Origin of the sequence: Lysobacter sp. K5869 (assembly GCF_018847975.1) — a bacterium.
GTDB lineage: Bacteria > Pseudomonadota > Gammaproteobacteria > Xanthomonadales > Xanthomonadaceae > Lysobacter.
Window position 1 is genome coordinate 1,505,673 of record NZ_CP072597.1, and the last position, 21,790, is coordinate 1,527,462.

At 69.7% G+C, this 21,790-nt stretch carries 17 protein-coding genes; 8 read left to right on the forward strand and 9 right to left on the reverse strand.

Annotated features, from left to right (window positions below):
- Nucleotides 1–20 precede the first annotated feature (20 nt).
- The 3 genes from J5226_RS06390 to rpsU all read right to left on the reverse strand — a co-directional run bounded on the left by J5226_RS06390 (nt 21) and on the right by rpsU (nt 2,465).
- Complete coding sequence (locus J5226_RS06390; protein ID WP_255323012.1) at nt 21–1,175, reverse strand: YihY/virulence factor BrkB family protein; 1,155 nt, start codon at nt 1,173–1,175, stop codon at nt 21–23.
- A 339-nt stretch (nt 1,176–1,514) separates the two neighbouring features.
- On the reverse strand, nt 1,515–1,961 hold the full coding sequence (locus J5226_RS06395) for a GatB/YqeY domain-containing protein (RefSeq protein WP_215839005.1): 447 nt from the start codon (nt 1,959–1,961) through the stop codon (nt 1,515–1,517).
- 288 nt (nt 1,962–2,249) lie between these two features.
- Complete coding sequence (gene rpsU / locus J5226_RS06400; RefSeq protein WP_031371286.1) at nt 2,250–2,465, reverse strand: 30S ribosomal protein S21; 216 nt, start codon at nt 2,463–2,465, stop codon at nt 2,250–2,252.
- 168 nt (nt 2,466–2,633) lie between these two features.
- Here rpsU and tsaD point away from each other — a divergent pair, with 168 nt between their 5' ends.
- The 3 genes from tsaD (at nt 2,634) to J5226_RS06415 (ending at nt 5,342) form a co-directional block, all read left to right on the forward strand.
- The gene (gene tsaD / locus J5226_RS06405) at nt 2,634–3,656 is read left to right on the forward strand and encodes a tRNA (adenosine(37)-N6)-threonylcarbamoyltransferase complex transferase subunit TsaD (protein WP_215839006.1); all 1,023 of its coding nucleotides are present in this window, start codon (nt 2,634–2,636) and stop codon (nt 3,654–3,656) included.
- A 238-nt stretch (nt 3,657–3,894) separates the two neighbouring features.
- Entirely contained in the window at nt 3,895–4,254 is a 360-nt protein-coding gene (folB, locus tag J5226_RS06410; protein ID WP_215839007.1) for a dihydroneopterin aldolase, read from the forward strand.
- 263 nt (nt 4,255–4,517) lie between these two features.
- On the forward strand, nt 4,518–5,342 hold the full coding sequence (locus tag J5226_RS06415) for a DUF6159 family protein (protein ID WP_215839008.1): 825 nt from the start codon (nt 4,518–4,520) through the stop codon (nt 5,340–5,342).
- Nucleotides 5,343–5,463: 121 nt separating this feature from the next.
- Here J5226_RS06415 and J5226_RS06420 read toward each other — a convergent pair whose 3' ends face one another.
- Together J5226_RS06420 and J5226_RS06425 are read right to left on the reverse strand one after the other, a co-directional pair.
- Nucleotides 5,464–6,261 carry a DUF3592 domain-containing protein gene (locus J5226_RS06420; RefSeq protein ID WP_215839009.1) on the reverse strand — a complete coding sequence of 266 codons (798 nt, stop codon included), beginning with the start codon at nt 6,259–6,261 and terminating at the stop codon, nt 5,464–5,466.
- Nucleotides 6,262–6,469: 208 nt separating this feature from the next.
- Nucleotides 6,470–7,324: a DUF3592 domain-containing protein gene (locus J5226_RS06425; protein ID WP_215839010.1), complete on the reverse strand. Its 855-nt coding sequence runs from the start codon at nt 7,322–7,324 to the stop codon at nt 6,470–6,472.
- A gap of 125 nt (nt 7,325–7,449) precedes the next feature.
- On the opposite strand from J5226_RS06425, the gene J5226_RS06430 reads away from it, so the two are divergent.
- From J5226_RS06430 to J5226_RS06440, 3 genes are all read left to right on the forward strand, one after another.
- Complete coding sequence (locus J5226_RS06430) at nt 7,450–8,634, forward strand: SAM-dependent methyltransferase (protein WP_345778199.1); 1,185 nt, start codon at nt 7,450–7,452, stop codon at nt 8,632–8,634.
- A complete protein-coding gene (locus tag J5226_RS06435) occupies nt 8,631–9,041 on the forward strand; it encodes a VanZ family protein (protein ID WP_215839012.1) in 411 nt (136 codons plus the stop codon). Before J5226_RS06430 ends, J5226_RS06435 begins: the two co-directional genes overlap by 4 nt.
- Nucleotides 9,042–9,352: 311 nt before the next feature.
- The gene (locus J5226_RS06440) at nt 9,353–11,851 is read left to right on the forward strand and encodes a TonB-dependent receptor (RefSeq protein ID WP_215839013.1); all 2,499 of its coding nucleotides are present in this window, start codon (nt 9,353–9,355) and stop codon (nt 11,849–11,851) included.
- 163 nt (nt 11,852–12,014) lie between these two features.
- On the opposite strand, the gene J5226_RS06445 is transcribed toward J5226_RS06440, so the two are convergent.
- The 4 genes from J5226_RS06445 to J5226_RS06460 form a co-directional block, all read right to left on the reverse strand.
- Complete coding sequence (locus J5226_RS06445) at nt 12,015–13,244, reverse strand: multifunctional CCA addition/repair protein (RefSeq protein WP_215839014.1); 1,230 nt, start codon at nt 13,242–13,244, stop codon at nt 12,015–12,017.
- A gap of 116 nt (nt 13,245–13,360) precedes the next feature.
- Complete coding sequence (locus J5226_RS06450) at nt 13,361–13,738, reverse strand: PH domain-containing protein (protein WP_215839015.1); 378 nt, start codon at nt 13,736–13,738, stop codon at nt 13,361–13,363.
- Between the two features lie 224 nt (nt 13,739–13,962).
- Entirely contained in the window at nt 13,963–14,859 is an 897-nt protein-coding gene (locus J5226_RS06455) for a complex I NDUFA9 subunit family protein (RefSeq protein WP_215839016.1), read from the reverse strand.
- A gap of 10 nt (nt 14,860–14,869) precedes the next feature.
- Nucleotides 14,870–16,939: a lytic transglycosylase domain-containing protein gene (locus J5226_RS06460; RefSeq protein WP_215839017.1), complete on the reverse strand. Its 2,070-nt coding sequence runs from the start codon at nt 16,937–16,939 to the stop codon at nt 14,870–14,872.
- A 700-nt stretch (nt 16,940–17,639) separates the two neighbouring features.
- Here J5226_RS06460 and J5226_RS06465 point away from each other — a divergent pair.
- Nucleotides 17,640–18,437, forward strand: coding sequence for a sulfite exporter TauE/SafE family protein (locus J5226_RS06465; RefSeq protein ID WP_255323013.1), 798 nt, complete (start codon nt 17,640–17,642; stop codon nt 18,435–18,437).
- Nucleotides 18,438–18,709: 272 nt separating this feature from the next.
- On the forward strand, nt 18,710–21,589 hold the full coding sequence (locus J5226_RS06470) for a TonB-dependent receptor (RefSeq protein ID WP_215839018.1): 2,880 nt from the start codon (nt 18,710–18,712) through the stop codon (nt 21,587–21,589).
- Nucleotides 21,590–21,790: the final 201 nt, after the last annotated feature.

The following is a 21,790-nucleotide window of genomic DNA, read 5'->3' on the forward strand; positions in this document are numbered from 1 at the left end:
GGTTGGGGCGCGGCGGCGGCTCAGGCCGCGTCCAGCCCCGCCGCCGCGCGTTCCTCGGCGAGCCGGCGGCGCACCCGCGCGTGCTCGTCGAGCATCGCGGTGATCAGCGCGCCGACCAGGAACACCACGGCGCAGTAGTACATCCACACCAGCATGACCACCAGCCCGCCGGCCGGCCCGTACGCGGTGCCGAGGCTGGCCTGCCCCAGGTACAGGCCGATCGCGCTGCGCCCGAGCATGAACATGCCCGCGGTCAGCGCGCCGCCGAACAGCGCGCGCCGGCGCGTCACCGGCCGGTCCGGCAACCAGCGGTACATGGCCGCGAACACCGCCGCGTACAGCACGAACGAGAACCCCGCGGCGAACACCGGCAGCAGGTCGGGCACGTAGGCGATCAGCAGCTGCAGCGCGGCCTGCGCGGCCATCGACACCACCAGCAGGAAGCCGACGCTGATGACCATCCCGAACGACAGCAGGCGCTTGCGCAGCCACGCCGCCAGCCCGCCCAGCCGCTTGGCGTCGCTGCGGAACACCCGGTTGAGCGCGGCCTGCAACTGGCCGAACACCGCCGAGGCGCCGACCAGCAGCGCCAGCGTGCCCAGCAGCGCCGCCATCGAGCCGGTGCCCGGACGATGCTGGGCGTTGGCGACGATCAGCCGCGCGGTGTTCTCGACCTCGCTGCCGGCCAGCAGGCCCATCTGGCGGAAGAACTCCTCCTGCGCCGAGGGGTATAGCGCGGTGCTCAGCCACAGCACCATCAACACCAGCGGTGCCAGCGACAGCAGGGTGTAGAACGACAGCGCCGCGGCCAGGGCGAGGATGTCGTAATCGACGAAGCGCTGGACGAACTTGCCCGGCCAGCTCTGTTCGAGCCGCGTTTGCAGGCTGTGGATGCGCTGCATCGCGTCGTGGGCGAGTTCGGCGGCGGCGGAGCGGTCGGGGTCGCCGCCGGGGTTCGGCTCGGCGGTGACCGAAGCCGGCGCGGCCGCGCTGGCGGTGCCCGCCGGATTGCGTGCGGCTGCATCGGCCGCGCGTTCGCCATCGCGATCCGGAGCGGCGGACTGAGAGCCCGGCACGGCGGCCGGCAAGGGTTTCGCGCCGGACTGCACGACGGAACCCGAAGCGGCGGAGGCGGGCAGGGCGTCGTCGGGGCGCTGGGAATCGTTCGAAGGCATGCGGCGGGCGGTGCGGCGCTGGTCGGCGTCGCGTTCAGTATCCGACAAGCCGGTTAGCGGTGTGTTGGCGCGGCGTTAGGCGGCGGCGTCGCGGTTGCGTTGTCGCGGTCGCGGCTCGCGCCGCTCCTACAAGGGGCTCCGGCCGGCTTCGTTTGCGACGGTAGGAGCGGCGCGAGCCGCGACCGCGACAACCGGTCCACCTCGTCAGCCGAGGCCTGTTCGCTCCCTAGAACGCAAAAAGCCGATGCGGCGCGAAGGCCGCATCGGCTTTGTCTTGCATCGCTCAGGACATGACTCGCGCCATGCCCTCGCAGTGCCGCCGCTCAGGCGATGACGGTCTCAGCCCGCCAACCGCTTCTTCGCCAGCGCCGACACCTGACCCATATCGGCCTTGCCGCCGAGCTTGGCCTTGAGCGGGCCCATCAGCTTGCCCAGGTCGGCCGCGCCGGTCGCGCCGACTTCGGCGATGGTGGCTTCGAGCACGGCCAGGATTTCGGCTTCGCCCATCTTCGCGGGCAGATAGCGGTCGATCACCACCATTTCGTCGCGTTCGATCTGGGCCAGATCCTCGCGCTTGGCGGCTTCGTACTGGGTGATCGAGTCGCGGCGCTGCTTGACCATCTTGTCGAGCACGGCGATCACCGCGGTGTCGTCGAGTTCGATGCGCTCGTCGACTTCCTTCTGCTTGATCGCGGCGTTGATCAGGCGGATCACGCCGAGGGAATGCTTGTCGCCGCTCTTCATCGCGGCCTTCATGTCGTCGGTGAGGCGTTGCTTGAGGCTCATGGGACGAATCCGGGAGTGGAGAAAAGGGTGGAACGGCGCCGCGAGGCGCTCGCCCGGGCCGCGAGCGGTCGGGCTTTTTTTGTTGCGGTGCGCTGAGGCGGTGCGATGCGTTCGGAGCCGGCCGAACCGGACCCGCGCCGCAGTTTCAGGCCGGCGATCGGGCCGGGCGGGCGCCGGTTTTCGCCGATCCGCAAACGCAAAGAGCCGGCAGCGCCAAAGGCGCAGCCGGCTCGATGGTCGATCCTCGCAAGCGCCGGCCGCGAAGCCGGTGCAGCGCGGAAAGCGCGATCAGTACAGGCGCTGACGCTTGGTCACATCGCGCGAAGCGCGACGGGCCTGACGCTTCACCGCCGCGGCGGCCTTGCGCTTGCGTTCCTGCGTCGGCTTTTCGTAGAACTCGCGCTTGCGGGTCTCGGCCAGAACGCCGGCCTTCTCGCAGGTGCGCTTGAAGCGGCGCAGGGCAAACTCGAAAGGCTCGTTTTCGCGGACTTTGACGCTGGGCATACGTATTCTCGTTGAGGGACCAGCCCGGGCAGGCCGGGAGAGCCGCGCATTATAGCGATGCTCGGCCGGAAGGTGCAACATACGCGGTATGAACGCGACATTCTCCCAGAAATCGGCGACGGCGCCAGCCCCCGCGATGCTGCGCGGCCGCCTGGAGGCCCGGATCCGATGAAAGTCCTGGGCATCGAAACCAGCTGCGACGAGACCGGGGTGGCCGTGTACGACACCGACACCGGCCTGCGCGCCCACGCCCTCTACAGCCAGATCGCCCTGCACGCCGAGTACGGCGGGGTGGTGCCCGAGCTGGCCAGCCGCGACCACGTGCGCAAGCTGCTGCCGCTGGTGCGCCAGACTCTGGCCGAAGCCGGCCTGCGCACCGACGAACTCGACGGGGTGGCCTACACCGCCGGCCCCGGTCTGGTCGGCGCGCTGCTGGTCGGCGCCGGCGTCGCCCGCGCCCTGGCCTGGGCGCTGGACGTGCCGGCGATCGGCGTGCACCACATGGAAGGCCACCTGCTCGCGCCGCTGATGGAAGACGACCCGCTCGGCCGGCCCGAGCCGCCGTTCGTGGCGCTGCTGGTGTCCGGCGGCCACACCCAGCTGGTCGCGGTCGACCGCATCGGCCAGTACCGCCTGCTCGGCGAGACCCTGGACGACGCCGCCGGCGAAGCCTTCGACAAGACCGCCAAGCTGATGGGCCTGCCGTACCCCGGCGGCCCGCAGTTGGCCGCGCAGGCCGAGCTCGGCGTGCCGGGCCGGTTCAAGTTCGCCCGTCCGATGACCGACCGGCCGGGCCTGGATTTCAGCTTCAGCGGCCTGAAGACCCAGGTGCTGCTGGCTTGGCAGAACAGCGACAAGACCGATCAGACCCGCGCCGACATCGCCCGCGCGTTCGAGGACGCGGTGGTCGACACCTTGGCGATCAAGTGCGAGCGCGCGCTGGACGCGGCCGGCTGCGACACCTTGGTGGTGGCCGGCGGCGTCGGCGCGAACAAGCGCCTGCGCGCCAAGCTGGCGGCGATGACCGCCCAGCGCGGCGGCCGGGTCGCGTTCCCGCGGCCGATGTTCTGCACCGACAACGGCGCGATGATCGCGTACGCCGGTGCGCTGCGTTTGCTCGCGGGGCAACGCGCGGATGCGTCGGTGCGGGTGACGCCGCGGTGGGACATGGCGTTGTTGGAAGCGGTGTGATCGTCGGCGCGGCGGATCGTCGCCGCGTCGAGGCGTTCGTCGCAGGCGCGGTGTCGCGGTCGCGGCTTACGCCGCTCCTACAGGGGCTTGCGCGAGTCTCGTATCCGGCTGTAGGCGCGGCGTAAGCCGCGACCGCGACACCGCAACCACGACGCAACGCCCCACCGCCGCGCCGCGACAACCGCCGCCGCCCTCAGGTACATTGCGCCGCATCGAAGCCGGCCCGCCGCACACGCTCATGGACCACGTATTCATCGAAGGCCTGGAAATCGAGGCCGTCATCGGCATCTACGACTGGGAGCGCGAGATCCTCCAGCCGCTGGTGTTCGATCTGGAGATGGAATTCGACAACACCGTGCCCGCGGCCAGCGACGCGATCGAACACACGCTCGATTACTCGGCGGTGTGCGCGCGCATCAGCGCGTTCGTCGCCGCCTCGCGCTTCGGCCTGGTCGAAACCTTGGCCGAGCGCGTGGCCGCGATCGTGATCGAGGAGTTCGGCGTGCGCCGGGTGGCGCTCAAGCTGACCAAGCCCGGCGCGATCCGCAACGCGCGCGGCGTCGGCGTGCGCATCGTGCGCGAACGCGCGCAAGGCTGAGGCCGGCGCGACCGAACGGGGGCGATGCCGCGCGGCGTCGGCTCATGCGCGCGGACCGCAGCGGCCTGCGCCGCGTCGATTCATCGGCGTTCGCGCACCGATCCCGGTCGCCGCGACCGGCCGCGCAGGCCGCCGCGAGCGCGGACTCGCGACATCTTTTCGCGTCGCCCGAGCGGCGCGCCCGTCCGAAGACCGCGTTCCCCTCTTGCGCAACCGCCGCGCAGCGCCGACGATGCGCCGTCATCAAGCCCTGGGGAGAGGCGATGTTCGACAAGATCAAGCGCAGCTGGGAACTGGCCAAGGCCAGCGCCTCGGTGCTGCATTCCGACCGCGAACTGTTGGTGTTCCCGGTGATTTCCGCGGCCTGCGTGCTGGTGGTGCTGGCGAGTTTCCTGGTGCCGGCGCTGGCGCTGGACCTGTTCCGCGACGGCTACGGCCCGGGCTCGCTGCTGTTCGCCTTCGCGTTCTACTTCTGCCAGTACTTCGTCATCGTGTTCTGCAACTGCGCTCTGGTCAGCGCGGCGATGATCCGGCTGGAAGGCGGCGACCCGACCCTGCGCGACGGCTTGCGCGCGGCGACCGCGCGGATCGGCGCGATCGCCGGCTACGCGGCCATCGCCGCCACCGTCGGCATGATCCTCAACGCGCTCAAGGGCCGCGACAACAACTTCATCGTGCGCCTGATCGGCGGCGCGCTCGGCGCGGCCTGGACCATGGCGACCTTCCTGGTGGTGCCGGTGCTGGTGGCCGAGAACGTCGGCCCGATGGACGCGATCAAGCGCTCGGTGGCGATGTTCAAGCGCACCTGGGGCGAGAACGTGGTCGGCATGGGCGGCATCGGCCTGGCCTGCGGCGTGGCGATGCTGGCGGTGGGCGCGATCGGTTTCGCCCTGGCCTGGCTGCTCGGCACGATGTCGAGCGCGCTGGCGGTGCTGATCGGCGCGATCACGGTGCTGGCCCTGCTCGGGCTGGCGGTGTACCAGAGCGCGCTGGGCGGGGTGTATTCGGCCGCGCTGTACCGCTACGCCGCCGACGGCGAAGTGCCGGCCGGGTTCGAAGGCTTGGCGCTGGAATCGCGGCTGCGCTGAGCGACGTTCGCGCGAAGCGAGCAGAAACGACGAAGGCCGCCCGCGAGGGCGGCCTTCGCGTTTGCGCGCTCGAGAGGCGGCGCGCCTGGAGGCTTGAAGCGGCGCGCCCGAGGCGGCGCGCTCAACCCAGCGCTTGCGACAACTGCGGCCGTTCGCCGAACCCGACCACGATGCGCCGCGCATCGTCGGCGGCCTCCGGATAGAACCAGACCAGCACGCGCTCGCCGGCGCGCGGCAGCGCGCGCGGGTCGAAGTCGCCGATCTTGGCGACGCGGCGTTCGGTGCCGGCGTGGTCGTCGAAGCGCACCACCACGCGCACCCGCGACGGGTTGTAGACCTCGGTGCCGACGTGTTCGGTGTGGACCACGGTGCCGGCCACGCGCACGCCGTGGGCGAGCAGTTCGCGCACGCGGCGGTCGCGTTCGCGGTAGCGGCGCAGGCACACCATCGCGCCGAGGGTCAGCAGCAATGCGATCACGGCGAAGGAGGAGGGCAGCGAGCGCGGCGCGTCGCCGAACAGCCACTGCGGCCAGCCCGCGGCGAGGCCGGTGAAGGCCGCGCGCGGCTGCCAGGGCCAGGCGCGGGCGAGGGCGAAGCCGGTCGCGAGCGCGGCCACCGCCAGCGCCAGCCCGGTCTGCAGCGCCACCGCGAGGCCGAAGCGCGCGCCCAGGTCGGCGTTGACGAACACGCCGAAGATCAATCCGGCGAAGCCGCCGGCCAGCAGCGACCACAGCAGCGCCTGCAGCGGCGCGCCCGGGGCGATGGCGTGCGGCGGTTGGCCGAGCGCGCCGGCGAGGCTGTAGCCGCACAGGATCCAGCCGGCGGCGCACAGCGCCAGCAGCAGCCACGTCCGCGCCGGCAGATGGTCGGGCGGCGGCAACAGGCGGCTGTGCTCGGTCGTGACGACGGGCTTGCTCATGCCTTGGCTTCCTTGTCGGTACGGGAACCGAGGGGCCATGTTGCATGCGAAAAGCGAAGAAAGTGTGAGTTAAATCACAAATTTCCGTGGGCTGGCATGGCCGTTTGCAGTGGCGGAGAGCGTTTTCGCCGTGCTTTGCCGTGTTCAGCCGTGCGAGGCGGGGGAGGCCGCGGTTACCCCGTTCAGGCGCATTCGGGCCGCCGCGCGATCACTGCGCGGCCAGCCGCTCTTCGATCTGCGCGTCCTCGTCGCTGCCGAAGCCGACCGCGATGCGGTCCTCGTCGCCGGGCGCCTCGCGCAGGAACCAGACCTGGACCGGGTCGCCGACCCGCGGCAGCCGGGTCGGGTCGAACTGGCCGGTCTTGGTCACCCAGCGCTCGGTGCCGAGGTGGTCGACGAAGCGGGCGACGAAGCGGATGCGCGGCTCGTTGCCGATTTCCACCCCGGTGTGATCGGTCTCGGTGATGGTGCCGGGCACGCGCTGGCCCTGGGCCAAGGTCTCGCGCAGGCGCCGTTGCCGGCGCGCGTGGCGGGCGCGCGCGGCCAGCGCGGCGACGGCCAGCAGCGCGGCCGCGGCGGCCAGCAGCGCCGGCGCCCAGTGCTGCGCGGTCCACGACAGCCAGCCGCCGCTGCCCCAGGGCAGGGTGCCGGCGGCATCGAAGAAGCCCGGCCGCGGCGGCGCGACCCAGCGGTCGGCGGCGCCGCGCCACAGGCCGAGCGCGATCGCCGCCAAGTTGACCGCGAACGCGGCCAGGGTGCCGCCGACCCCGCCGAGCGCGGCGCTGAGCACGGCGTCGACCCCGAAGCCCAGGATCATCGCGCCGAACACGCCGACGAACAGCATCCACAGCAGCGCCGGCGTTTCGTTCGGCGGCTGCAGCTCCGGGGCCAGATAGCCGGTGGCGATGGGGTAGGTCGCCACGTCGCCCACGCCGTAGCCGAACATCGCCCACAGGCCGGCGCAGGCCGCGACCAGCAGCCACGCCTTCCAGCCCGGCCGCGCGTGCGGCGCGGCGTGCAGCCGCTGCCGGCGGCGGGCGGCGGCGGGGTCGACAGTGCTCATGGCGGCGGTCCTTCGGTGCGCGGGGCGTCGCGGCGATTATGGCCGGCGCCGGCGAGCGCCGCTCCGCCCGGGTCCGCAAAGCCGCGCTGCTTTATCCTGAGCGCCCGCTCGTAACCGCCGCGCCCGTGACCGCTCTCGACCTGCCGCTCCCCGACGCCGACGCGCTCGCCCACAGCGCGCGCCTGTCCCGCCTCATCCACGACCAGATCGCCGCCGGCGGCGGCGCCATCGCGTTCTCGCGCTTCATGGAGCTGGCGCTGTACGCGCCGGGCCTGGGCTACTACAGCGCCGGCGCGAGCAAGTTCGGCGACGAGGGCGATTTCGTCACCGCGCCCGAACTCGGCCCGATCTTCGCCGCGTGCACGGCCGAGGCGTTGGCGCCGGTGCTGCAGCAGATCGGCGCGCAGGCGCGGGTGCTGGAGCTGGGCGGCGGCACCGGCGCGTTCGCCGAGGTCGCGCTCAAGCGCCTGCTCGAACTCGACGCGCTGCCCGACCGCTACGCCATCCTCGAACCCAGCGCGCAGCTGCGCGCGCGCCAGCGCGAACGCCTGATGCAGCGGCTGACGCCGCCGCTGTTCGAGCTGGTGGAATGGCTCGACGGCCCGTTCGGCGACGAGTGGGACGGCGTGGTGTTCGCCAACGAAGTGATCGACGCGCTGCCGACGCCGCGCTTCGCCGTGCGCGACGGCGAGGTCTACGAAGAACACGTGGTCGGCGACGGCGACGGCTTCAAGCGCGAGCTGCGCCCGGCCGACAGTTTTCTCGCCAACGCGGTGCTGCACGTGCAGCGCGGGTTGGAACAGCGCTTCGCCGACGGCTATCGCTCCGAAGTGCTGCCGCAATTGCCGTATTGGATCCAGGCGGTGTCCGGCGGCCTGCGCCGCGGCGCGCTGCTGTTCGTCGATTACGGCTACGCGCGCAGCGAGTTCTACGCGCCCGAACGCGACGACGGCACCTTGCGCGCCTACTACCGCCACCGCGTGCACGCCGAGCCGCTGCTGTGGCCGGGCTTGCAGGACATCACCGCGTCGGTGGACTTCACCGCGCTGGCCGAGGCCGGCGTCGCCGCCGGTTTCGATCTGGCCGGTTACTGCTCGCAATCGAGCTTCCTGCTCGGCAACGGCCTGGACGGCGTGCTCAAGCGCATCGAGGGCATCGCCGATCCGGTCGAGAAGCAGCGCCGCCTCAACGAAGTGAAGAAGCTGACCTTGCCCAGCGAAATGGGCGAGCGCTTCCAGGTCATGGGCCTGGAGAAGGACGTGGAATTCGGCGTGGCGTTTTTGGCCGGCGATCTGAGCCACCGTCTGTGAGCGCGGCGAAGGCCTTGCGCGAGTTCCATCGTCCGGCGCTGTGGATCGCGCTGTGGCTGGCGATGATCGGCGCGGTGATCGCGACCTGTCTGATGCCGGCCAAGGATCTGCCGCCGACGCCGTTCGAGGCCTTCGACAAGGTCGAACACTTCACCGCGTATCTGCTGCTGTCGCTGTACGCCGGCATGCTGTTCGCGCGGGTGCGCGCGCAGGCGCTGGCGACGGCGGGCCTGATCGCGCTCGGCGTGGCGCTGGAGTTCGCCCAGGCCAACTTGACCGACTCGCGCAGCGGCGACGCCGCCGACGCGCTCGCCAACAGCCTTGGCGCGCTGGCGGGGCTGTGGCTGTCGCGCACGCCGGTCGCGCTGTGGTTGCAGCGCGTGGACCGGATGCTGGCGCGGCGCTGAGGCCGCGCACGCGCCGCGCATTCCCGCCACAACCGACGTGCGCGATACGCGAATCGCGCGCTTAAGCGAATTCATGAATACAGCTTCCGGGTGCCGGTGGGCGCCTAGGGAAGCCAGCGGCCGCCGCCGCATTTCGGTGACGACCAACGCATTCAGGTCTGAACGCCGGCTAGCCGATTCGTCGTAGTAGGAAAACCGTCACAAAGACAAAGTCGGCACAGTCACGCGGCGTATTGCGAAAAGGTTAAGAAGCCGTGAGGCTCCAGCGCGGGCCACGGGCCCGCGCCTCTACCTTCGCAAGGAACCGACTCATGTCCCCAGCGCAGTACCGCCACCGACTGGCGTTGGCCGTCGCCGCCGCCATTGCCGCGACCGCCTTCGTTCCCGCCGCGTCCGCACAGGAGCAGGCCGCGCCGGCCAGCCGCGAGGCGACCACGCTCGATGCGGTGCAAGTGACCGGTTCGCGCGCGCGCGGCCGCGCCGCCGAGGACACCGCCGCGCCCGTGGACGTGATCGGCAAGGAAGAGCTGACCGCCACCGGCGCCACCGAGGTCGGCCAGATCCTGCAGATGCTCGAGCCCTCGTTCAATTTCTCGCGCACCTTCGTCAGCGACGGCACCGACATCCTGCGCCCGGCCACGCTGCGTTCGCTCGGCCCCGATCAGGTGCTGGTGCTGGTCAACGGCAAGCGCCGCCACCAGCAGGCGCTGGTCAACGTGCAGCAGACCATCGGCCGCGGTTCGGCCGGCACCGACATCAACGCGATCCCGCTGTCGGCGATCGACCGCATCGAAGTGCTGCGCGACGGCGCCGCCGCCCAGTACGGTTCCGACGCGATCTCCGGCGTCATCAACATCATCCTCAAGAAGCAGACCACCGAGACCCAGGTGTCGGTGCAGGCCGGCCAGTACTACGCCGGCGACGGCGAGAACTACTCGGCTTCGGTCAACACCGGCCTCAAGCTCGGCGGCGAAGGCTTCCTCAACCTGTCGTTCGAGTACCGCGACCGCGCCGCGACCAACCGCGCCGGCCCGGACAGCCTGCGGGTGAGCCCGCCGCGCGTGACCCAGCGCCTGGGCGACGCCGACGCCACCGACGCCTACTTCTGGTTCAACGGCGGCTACCCGATCGGCCGCGGCGAGCTGTACTGGTTCGGCGGCCTGTCCAAGCGCAAGGGCGATTCCTACGGCTTCTTCCGCAGCCCGGGCGACAACCGCACGGTGCCGGCGCTGTATCCCAACGGCTTCCTGCCCAACATCCGCACCAAGGTCGACGACACCTCGCTCGCGGTCGGCTACAAGGCGCCGATCAACGACAACTGGGATTGGGACGTGTCGGTCAACCGCGGCCGCAGCAAGTTCGGCTTCGAGGAAGCCGATTCGGTCAACGTGAGCTGGTGGTACGAGCCCAAGCCCGGCGGCGGCATCTACGCCGAATCGCCGACCAAGGCCGACACCGGCACGCTGCAGTTCGACCAGACCACGCTGAACCTGGATTTCCGCGGCACGCTCAAGGGCTTCAACGATCGGCCGCTGTATCTGGGCACGGGCTTGGAGTACCGCAAGGACGATTACCAGATCCGCGCCGGCGCGCCGGTGACCTACACCTACGGCCGCACCAACAACCGCGCGATCAACATCGTCGGCCAGACCGGCGACACCGCGCAGCCCGGCATGCAGGGCTTCCCGGGCTTCTCGCCGAACGAGGCGGTGGACGACGGCCGCCACAACTACGCGGCCTATGTGGACTTGGAAACCAACCTCAGCGACCGCTTCCTGGTCGGCGCGGCGGTGCGTTACGAGGACTACTCCGACTTCGGCAAGACCACCACCGGCAAGCTGTCGGCGCGCTTCGACGCCAGCGAGAAGTTCGCCCTGCGCGGCACCCTGTCCACCGGCTTCCGCGCGCCGGGCGTGCAGCAGCTGTTCTACAGCCAGCGCTCGACCAACCTCAACGCCGCCGGCGAACTCACCGACACGCTGACCGCGCGCCAGAACAGCGCGGTGACGCGCGCGTTCGGCATCGAGCCGCTGAAGGAAGAAACCTCCAAGAGCGGCTCGGTGGGCTTCGTGCTCAAGCCGACGGAGCGTTTCTCGGTGACGATGGACGTGTTCCGCATCGACATCGACGACCGCATCATCTTCTCCAGCAACATCCAGCCCGAGTCGGTCGGCACCAACGGCCAGCCGTGCGCGCCGGGCAACGGCAACTGCCCGATCCGCGCGATCCTCGATCCGATCGGCGTCGGCCAGGTGCTGTTCTTCACCAACGCCATCGACACCAAGACCACCGGCATCGACCTGGTCGCCAACCACAACACTGAATTCGCTTCGGGTTCCAAGCTGACCCTGACCGCGCTGGCGCACTTCAACAAGACCGAGGTCAAGGCCCGCCGTTCGCAGTCCTCGATCCTGCCGCCGAACGTGTTGTTCGACGACACCCAGGTGACCTTGATCGAGAAGGGCCAGCCGCGCCAGCACCACGTGCTGCAGGGCGTGTACGAAACCGGCCCGTGGGAAATCACCGGCCGCGCCAACTACTACGGCCCGGTCACCGGCGAAGGCTTCACCCCGGGCGTCAAGCAGACCTGGAGCGGCAAGTGGCTGGCCGATTTCTCGGTGCGCTACAAGCTCAACGAGCAGATCAGCTTCACCCTCGGCGGCAACAATATTTTCGACACCTACCCGGACAAGTGGGATCGCACCAGCGGCGCGCCGTTCCCGGATCTGGGCTTCAAGTACGGCTGGGAGACGCTGCCGTTCGGCATGAACGGCGGTTATTACTACCTGCGCGCGGATTATCGGTTCTGATCCGGGCGAACCGCCGCGGCCTTGCCGCGGCGGTTCGGAGCATTCCTGTAGGAGCGGCGTGAGCCGCGACCGCGACAACGCAACTACGCCGCAACTGTCGTCGTAGCCGCGCTGTCGCGGTCGCGGCTTGCGCCGCTCCTACAGGGGGATACGCACTCTCGCTTCAGTCTTGCTGCTTGCGTTGCGCGGCGATCGCCGCGATCCGCGCGCGCCGCATCGCCTCGCCGACGGCGGGGCCGCTCAAGCCGGGCGGCAGGTCGCCCGCGCGCACCTTCAGCGCCGCGCGCAACGCGCCGACCAGCGCTGCGCGCGAGGGGTAATCGCTGTCTTCCAAGCCGAGCCGGCCGCGCTTGTCGGCTTCGCACACCAACGCCATCTGCTCGATGCGCTGCGGGTTGCGCCAGCCGTCGCAGCGCGCGATCAGTTCGTAGACGTTGCGCGGGCGCATCTCGCCCAAGCGGTGCACGTTGAGGTGTTCGCGGCAAACCGCTTCGGCCAGCAGGCGATGCTCGGTCGGCACTTTCAGCCGCGCGCACAGTTCGGCCAGCGGCTTCAGCCCGTTGTGCTCGTGGTTGTGGTGGCGCGGCAGCAGTTCGGCCGGCGTGCGCGCCTTGCCGAGGTCGTGGGTCAGCGCGGCGAAGCCGATCAAATCGTCGCCGGGCGCGAGCCGCGCGGCCATGTCCACGACCATTTCGGTGTGGAGGCCGGTATCGACTTCCGGGTGGTACTCCGCGCGCTGAGGCACGCCATACAGCGCTTCGACTTCCGGCAGCACGACGCCTAGCGCGCCGGCGTCGTGCAGCGTGCGCAGGAACGCCGAGGGCTTGGCGCAACGCAGCGCGCGCCGCAGTTCCTGCCACACGCGTTCGGGGACGAGGTCGCTGAGTTCGCCGGATTCGGCCATGCGCCGCATCAGCGCCATCGTTTCCGGCGCGACGCTGAAACCGTGCGCGGCGAAGCGCGCCATGAAGCGCGCCGCGCGCAGCACCCGCAGCGGATCTTCGACGAAGGCGTCGCCGACGTGGCGCAGCACGCGGGCTTCGAGATCGCGCTCGCCGCCGTAGGGATCGATCAGTCGGCCGTCGCTTTCGTCGCGGGCGATGGCGTTGATGGTGAAATCGCGCCGGCCCAGGTCGTCTTGCAGCGTCACCGACGGATCGGCGTCGACGACGAAGCCGCGATAACCGCGGCCGGACTTGCGTTCGGTGCGCGCCAGCGCGTACTCCTCGCCGGTGTCCGGGTGCAGGAACACCGGGAAATCCTTGCCCACGGCCTTGAAGCCGGCGGCCAGCATCGCCTCGGGCGTTTCGCCGACGACCACGTAGTCGCGATCGCCCGCCGGCAAGCCGAGCAGGCTGTCGCGGACCGCGCCGCCGACGAGATAAGTCTTCATTGCGTTTTCTCCGTGGAACCGCGTCGATGGTCGTCGATGCGGATCCGGCTTGCTGCGCCGGCTATCGGGCGCAAGCGGCGTCGTCGCCTTCGCCGGACTGCCGAAGCCGCCGCGCCTCAGCGCGGCGCGTTCTGCGCCAGCAGGCCGATGATGTCTTCCGCGCCGGCGCTGCGGCCCAGATGGCGCACGATCGGATTGGGCTGGCCCGAGACCCACAGCCGCAGTTCGGCTTCCAGATCGAAATGGCCGGCGGTTTCCAGCGAGAACATCACGATGCTGCGGTAGGGCAGACTGAGGAATTCGGTTTTGCGCCCGGTCACGCCCTGCTTGTCCACGAGGATCAGGCGGCGGTCGGTGAACACGATCAGGTCGCGGATCTCGCCGAACGCGCGCTGCACGGTTTCGCCGGGAGCGAGCAGCGGCGCGAAGTCGTCGTTGACCTTGTCGGCGGATTTGGCGCCGGCATGGCCGAGCAGGGTGTCGAGCAGGCCCATGGCGTGTTCCTTTCGCGAGAGTGTGGCGCGCATCCTAGCGCAGTGGCTGTAACCCCTGTAGGAGCGGCGTGAGCCGCGACCCACCGCAGCGACGTACGAAAGCGTTTCGTGCCGAAGCCCGGTAATCCGGCGCTCGCCCCCGAAAGCGGCCGACTATCCGAACTTCGGATAGGCCGCTTTCGTACGTCGCTGCGGTTGGTCGCGGCTCACGCCGCTCCTACAAGTCAGCCCCCGAGGATTTCCGGCAAGCGGGACAAAACCGGCGTCGGCTCGATCCCGAGCTTGAGCAAGCCGTTCTCCACGCTGGTCGAATCGGTCTGCAGCGAGCGCCAGTTGTCGCGGCTGATCGGCTTGCCCGGCAAATGCTCGCCGATCTCAGCCTGCAGCTTGCCCAGCGCGTCCGGCAACGGCAGCACCGCGCGCAGGCGGCCGCGGCCGCGCGCGGCGGCGCGGACGATCTCGCCCAGGGTCATCACCTCGGGCCCGACCAGGTTGTAGCTGCGCTGCACGTGCGCCTCGTCGGCCAGCGCGTTGACGAAGGCCTGGGTGACGTCGCCGACCCACACCGGCTGGAAGCGCGCGTTGGCGCGGCCGATCGGCAGCGCTGGCGCGTAGCGCAGCAGCGCGTCGAAGCGGCAGAACAGGCCGTCGCCGGGGCCGGCGATGACCGAGGGACGGAACAAGGTCCAGTCGAGCTTGGACGCGCGCACCTTCTGCTCGGCGCGGCCGCGCGCTTCCAGATAGTGGCTGTGGCCGGTGCCGGCGTTGAGCGCGCTCATCTGCAGCAGCCGGCGCACGCCCATGTCGCGCATGGCCTCGATCAGCGCTTCCAGCAATTCGACGTAGACGTGATCGAAGCCGCGCCCGCTGTCGCCTTGTTCGTTGAGGATGCCGACCAGATTGACCACCGCGTCGACATCGTCGAGCACCGCGCGCAAGAAATCCGGGTTGGCCACGTCGCCTTCGATGATGCTGGCGTCGCGGCTGAGCTTTTTCTTCTTCGACGGATCCACGCCGCGGCTGAGCACGGTGATGCGGCAGCGCTCGCGCAGCAGGTGTTCGACCAAATGGCGGCCGACGAAACCGGTACCGCCCAGGATCAGGACGTGGCGACGGGGCACGGCGGCGGCCTTACTCGGTTTCCGCCGGCAGCGGCGCGCTGACCGTGGCCGCGGCGGCCGGACAGACGAAGGATTTGCGCTTGGCGTCGGTGACGCCGCGCAGGCGGTCGCTGACGTTGAGCGCGTCGCCGTTCATGCGCCAATCGTAGAGCACGCTGAAAGCCAGCACGCGCGCGACGTATTCGCGGGTTTCCTTGTAGCTGATGGTCTCGATCCAGAAGTCCGGCTCCATGCCCGGCCGCTGCGACTGCCAGCGATTGAGCGGCGCTGGCCCGGCGTTGTAGCCGGCCATGGCGAAGTAGGGCTGGCCACCGTACTTGTCGAGCAGCTGACGCAGATACGCGGTGCCCAGAACGATGTTGGTGTCGGAGTCGTACAGGCTGGCCGCGCCGCCCCAGGGCAGGCCCAGGCTCTTGGCGACCTGCGCGCCGGTGCCCGGCAGCACCTGCATCAGGCCCATCGCGTTGGCGCCGGAGCGCGCGGTCGGGTTGAAGATGCTTTCGGCGCGGATCTCGGCCGCGACCCAGGCCGGGTCGAGCCCGTTCTTGGCCGATTCGCGGCGGATGGTGTCGCCGTGGTGCAGCGGGAAGCGCAGGTAGTAGTAGCGCTGCTCCTGCGGCGTCTTGTTGAGCGAGAACACCGCGCGGTCGAACCAGTTGTAGCCCTGCGCGATCTCGATGGCGAGGCGGCGCTGGGTGTCGTCGAAGCGGCTCAGCGCGTCGTCCCATTCGCGGATCGCCAGCGGCGTGCGTTCGATCTGGAACAGGCCCATCGCGCGCATCAGCGCCGGGTCGCGCGCGACCTGCGCGCGCGCGGCCGGCGCGTCGGCCGGCTGCGAGGGGCACAGCGTGTACGGCGCGCCGAGGCGGTCGGCGGAGAGGAAGCCGTGGAAGTCGGCGTTCTTGGCCGATTCGCGGTACAGCCGGGTCGCGGTGGCCTTATCGCCGGCGCGTTCGGACAGCCGCGCCTCGAAGTATTCCCAGCGCGATTCGCCGCGCTGCTTGGGGCCCATCTTGCGGATCGCCGCCAGCGCCGCGTTCCAATCCGAACGCGACATCGCCTCGCGCGCGCGCCACTCGTGCAGGCGCTCGTCGTACGCGACCTCGGGCACCGCGTTGAGCCGGCGCGCGGATTCGGCGTCGTAGGACGCCACCGACCACAGCGCGGTCTGGTACAGCACGCGGCCGCGGTCTTCGTCGCTGAAGTTCAGCGCGTTGGCGTACTTGGGCAGTTGCGCTTCGGCGCTGGCCGGCTGGGCCTTGGCGAGCTTGGCCAGGCCGTAGCTGGCGATCTTGCGGCTGCGTTCGGTCTTCGGCCAATTGAGCGCGCGCTCGTTGACGTTGTCCAAGAACGCCGCGTAGTCGTTCGCTTGTGCGAGTTGATCCGCGGGCAAGCCGCGCGCCGCCGCGCGCATCACCGCCGGCTGCCACTCGGCGGCCGCGGCGTCGATGCGTTCCCAACGCAGTTCCGGCGTCAGCCCGCCTTGCGCGGCCAACACCGCGAACGGCGCGTCGCAGGCGTCGGGCAGCGACTTGCCGCTGCTGCGCCAGATCGCTTGCGCGTCCTTGGTCCATTGCGCGTCGGCGCGGCCCAGCGCCTGCCGCGCGTTCAATTCGGCGCAGCGCAGTTGCACGCTGCGGTCCTTGCCGCCGCGGCCCTTGGGCGTCCACGCGGCGAGGAAGGCGTTCCAGTCTTCGCGGCGCGCGGTCGCGGCCAGCCAGATGTCGCGGAACGCGTCGCCGGAGGCTTCGTTGCCGCGGCGGGCGAGGAAGTCCTGGGCCTGACCGTTGTCGACCGCGTCGATGTTGCGGCGGAGCGCGGCGTACTCGACCCAGCCGTACAGCGGATGGCGGGCGATGTCGGCGTATTGGCCGGCGTCGAAGCCGGGGCGTTCGGCCGCTTCCAGCGCCGCGCGCACGCGCGGCAGCTGCGGATCGACGGCCGGCGCCGGCGGCGCGCGCAACAACGGCGGCTTGGCCGCGGGCTGCGCCGGCGTCGACGCCGTGGTCTGGGCGCAGGCGGTGGTGGCGATGGCCGCGATCAACGCGGCCGCGAGCAGGGGGAGGGGGCGCGGGAGCATCGCCGGACTATAGCCGAGCGCGCATGAATGTCTTATGTGAACGCTGCATGCATGAGCGCGAAGCGCGAACGCTGTCGCGCGCGGCGTGGGCGCTACGGCGATCGGCGTTCGTCGCGGCGGCGCTTTCGCTGGGTGCGCGGCGAATCCCTCGGGCCGTCGTGCCCGCGAAGGTCGGCATCGCGGACTTTCTCGAAGCAGGACGCTGAGGCCTCTGGATCCCCGCCTTCGCGGGGATGACGGCGTGCGAGAGACGCGACGAAACCCACCGGTCGTCATGCCGCGAAGGCGGGCATCCAGAGCTTCATCGAGGCAGGACGCTGAAGTCTCTGGGTCCTCGCTTTCGGGGATGACGGAGTGTGAGAGACGCGACGAAACCCACCTGTCGTCATGCCCGCGAAGGCGGGGATCCAGAGCTTCATCGAGGCAGGACGCTGAAGTCTCTGGATCCCCGCCTTCGCGGGGATGACGGCGTGCGAGAGACGCGACGAAACCCGCCTGTCGTCGTGCCCGCGAAGGCGGGCATCCAGAGCTTCATCGAGACATGATGCTGAAGTAAGCGGAGTTCTGCGCTCGCCGGCACGCCGATGCGCGCGTGCCGGCGTCGCGATATCGAGCATCCAGACCGTCGGTCCCCCCGAACGGTAGTGCAGAATTGCCCGGATCGCGGCGCCCCACGCCGCTGCGCGTAAGGAGTGTCCGCATGGCGATCTGGCTGGTCTTCCTCGTCCTCGGCGCCATCGCCGGCGTTCTGGCCGGCTTGCTCGGCGTCGGCGGCGGCCTGGTGCTGGTCGCGGCGCTGGCTTGGATCGCGCCGGCCTTCGGTATTCCGCAGGAAGCGGCCATGCACACCGCGCTGGCCAGTTCGCTGGCCAGCATCGTGCTCACCGCGACCGCGTCGGCGCGCGCGCATGCCAAGCGCGGCAGCGTGTTGTGGCCGACGGTGCGTTGGATGGTGCCCGGCTTGCTTATCGGCGGCTGGCTCGGCAGTTGGGTCGCGGTGCGCATCGACGGCGAATGGCTGCGCTGGATCGTCGCCGGTTATTGCCTCATCGCCGCGGCGCAGTTGCTGTTCGGCAAGCCGCGGGTGGCGCCCGGCGCGGAGGTGCCGGCGCCGCAAGGCGCGGCGATGTCGGGCGCGGGCGTGGGCATCGGCGCGGTCTCGGCCGTGGTCGGCATCGGCGGCGGCAGCATGACCGTGCCGTTGCTGGTCTGGCGCGGCGTGGCGCCGGTGCGCGCGGTCGGCACCTCGTCGGCCTGCGGCGTCGCCATCGGCTTGGCGAGCGCGATCGGCTACGCCTTCAACGCGCCGCCGGGCGCGCTGCCGCAGTACGCGATCGGCTATGTCTACTTGCCCGCGGCCATCGGCGTCGCCCTCGCTTCGGTGCTCGCCGCTCCTTATGGCACGCGTTTAGCGCATCGCCTGCATGGCGATACCTTGAAGCGGGTGTTCGCCGCGTTCCTGACCCTGGTCGCGGTCAGCCTGCTGCTCGGCGGCTGATTTCGCGGAGTTCATCACGTTTTCGCGGACGCTCGCGGGCCGGTGCCTCTTGCCGGCCTGAACGGGCGGTGCGGGCTATGCCGCATCCGGTGTTTGCGCCGGGCGTCGCCGCAGGCCAAACAAAAGTGCGACCGGTTTGGCAAGTACTCCTATTTTGCGCCTTGTGGCGGATTCACGGATTGTTTACAACCTCTCGGTTGCCTCCGGCACGGTCCGGGCGGCACGCCAATAGCCATCAGAGCTAGCCACGCCAATTGAGAGGGAGAGAGTAGATGAAGCTGTCGCGTCGCCATGCCCTGGCGAAAGCCATCCAGTTGTCCCTGTTGGTCGCGCTGCCCGGCCTCGCCGCCGCGCAGGACGCCGCGCCCCGCAAGGACGCCACCACGCTCGACACGGTCCAGGTCACCGGCACCCGCATCAAGAAGGCCGAAATCGAAAGCCAGGTTCCGGTCCAGACCCTCAGCCGCGACGACATCGAACGCACCGGCCTGACCTCGCTGGGCGACATCGTCCAGGAGCTCACCGGCGCCGGCTCGGCGCTCAACACCAAGTTCAACTCTTCGGGCAACTTCGGCTTCTCGCCCAACGGCGACGGCATTGGCGCGGGCTCGGCCCAGGTCGATCTGCGCCACCTGGGTCCCAAGCGCGTGCTGGTGCTGGTCGACGGCATGCGTTGGGTCAACGAGTCCTCCGCTTCCGGCGTGGGCGCGGCGACCGACCTCAACACCATCCCGCTGGCCATCGTCGAGCGCATCGAAGTGCTCGAGGACGGCGCGTCCTCGCTGTACGGCTCCGACGCCATCGCCGGCGTGGTCAACATCATCACCCGCCGCAACTTCGACGGCGGCCAGATCAGCCTCAACTACGGCCAGTACGGCAAGGGCGACGGCGATCTGAAGGGCGCCGACTTCGCCTGGGGCTACAACACCGACCGCGCCAACCTGTTCCTCGGCCTGAGCTACGTCGATCAGGATCCGGTGTACTCCAAGGACCGCAAGGTCGCCGCCTTCCCGGTGCCGGGCCTGGGCGTGGAAACCGGCAGCTCGGCCACGCCGAACGGCCGCTTCATCTTCACCGACCCGCGTTGCCCGGGCGGCACCTGCAACATCACCACGCCCAACGGCACCAGCTATCCCAACGGCGTGCGCTATCCGCAGGACTTCATTCCGTTCACCGGCGCGAACCGCTACAACTTCGCCCGCGAGAACATGGTGCTGACCCCGTCCAAGCGCTACGGCGCGTTCGGCCAGTTCCGCTACCACTTCACCGACACCGTGCAGGGCTACGTCAAGGCGCTGTACAACCGCCGCGAGTCGGTCAATCAGGCCGCGCCGGAGCCGATCTTCCTCGGTCTGGACGCGGGCACCGGCAATCCGTGGTCCGAGCGCGTCACCATTTCGCGCCTGAACCCGTACAACCCCTTCGGCGTCGATCTGACCTCCGAAGGCGCCAACCCGAACCTGATCACGCTGGCGCGCCGTCCGGTCGAGGGCGGCCCGCGCATCTTCGAGCAGAAGGTCGAAACCGAGTACGTGGCCGGCGGCGTGGAAGGCAGCTTCAACGCCGGCGACCGCACCTTCTTCTGGGACGTCAACGCGGCCTACAGCCGCAACAAGGCCGACCAGACCAACCGCGGCAGCTACAACATCCGCAACATCAACATCGCGCTCGGCGATCCGGCGGTGTGCGCCGCGACTCCGGGCTGCGTGCCGCTGAACCTGTTCGGCGGTCCGGGCACGATCACTCCGCAGATGCTCGGCTGGATCAGCCCGGTCGTGCGCGACCGCAGCGAGCAGAAGCTCAAGACCTTCACCGCCAACTTCTCCGGCGACCTGTTCAACCTGTGGGCGGGCCCGCTGTCGTTCGCGGCCGGTTACGAGTACCGCAAGTACGAGGGTTCGTACTCGCCCGATCCGATCACCGTCGCCGGCTACTACAACGGCACCCAGTCGTTGCCGACCAGCGGTTCCTACGACGTCAACGAAGCCTACGTCGAGTTGAACCTGCCGCTGATCAAGGAAGGTTCGTTCGGCAAGAGCCTCGACCTGAGCCTGGCCGGCCGCTATTCGGATTACTCGACCTTCGGCGGGCAGTTCACGCCGAAGTACGGCCTGCGCTGGCAAGTCGCCGACGAATTCCTGCTGCGCACCACCTACGCCGAAGGCTTCCGCGCGCCGTCGATCGGCGAGCTGTACGGCTCGGCCAGCCGCGCCGACTTGCAGCTCAGCGATCCCTGCCTGACCTCGATCACCGGCGCGCCGCCGACCGGCAACCGCGCCAACTGCGCCGCGCTCGGCGTGCCGGCCGGCGCCGCTCAGGCCAACAGCCAGATCTCGGTGCAGACCGGCGGCAACAAGGAACTGGAGCCGGAAACCGCGCGCAGCTTCACCGCCGGCTTCGTCTACAGCCCGGCCTGGGCCGCGGGCGTGCCGTGGTCGGACAAGTTCGACTTCGAAGTCACCTACTACCGCCACTCGCTGGAAGGCGCGGTGCAGGCGATCGACGCGCAGACCCAGCTCAATCTGTGCGTGCAGACGCTCGACCCGCTGTACTGCAACGGCATCAGCCGTTCCAGCGTGGGCGGCATCTCCAACTTCGAGAACAAGCTGACCAACCTGGGTTCGATCAAGACCTCCGGCTGGGACGTGGACTTCTTCTGGACGCTGCCGGAAACCTCGTGGGGCCAGTTCAAGCTGTCCTGGCAGAACACCTGGGTGACCCAGTACGACGCCGTCGGCGCCGCCGGTCAGGTGCAGCCGCGTCGTCCGGGCGTGGAAGTCAACGACAGCGCGATCCCGGAGTGGACCTCGAACGCGACCCTGTCGTGGAAGCGCAACGCCTGGACCGGTTCGTGGACGATCCGCCACATTTCCGAGCTCACCGAGACCTGCCAGGCCTCGGCGCTGGATTCGCCGTACTGCGACGACCACGTCACCGGCGCGAACAAGCTCTCGCCGACCACTTACCACGATCTGCAGCTGGGCTATCACTTCGAAGTGCTCAAGGGCCTGCAGCTCACCGGCGGCGTGAACAACGTGTTCGACAAGGATCCGCCGGTGTGCCTGTCGTGCTCGCTCAACGGCTACGACGCGTCCACCTACGACATCCCGAACGGCCGCTTCTTCTACCTGCGCGCGGATCTGCGGTTCTGATGTTCGCGTAAGTCGGGAAGCGAAAAAAACGGCCGGCGCTGCGAGGCGCCGGCCGTTTTCGTTTGGGGGATTTCGCGAGAGCGAGCTTCGCCGATTGATTCGCGGGAGAGCTGCGCGAGTTTTGGGATGGCTCGGCTGCGCTGCGGCTTTCGTCGTTGGCGAATGGTCGCGGTCGCAGCTCGCGCAGCTCCTACAGGGGCT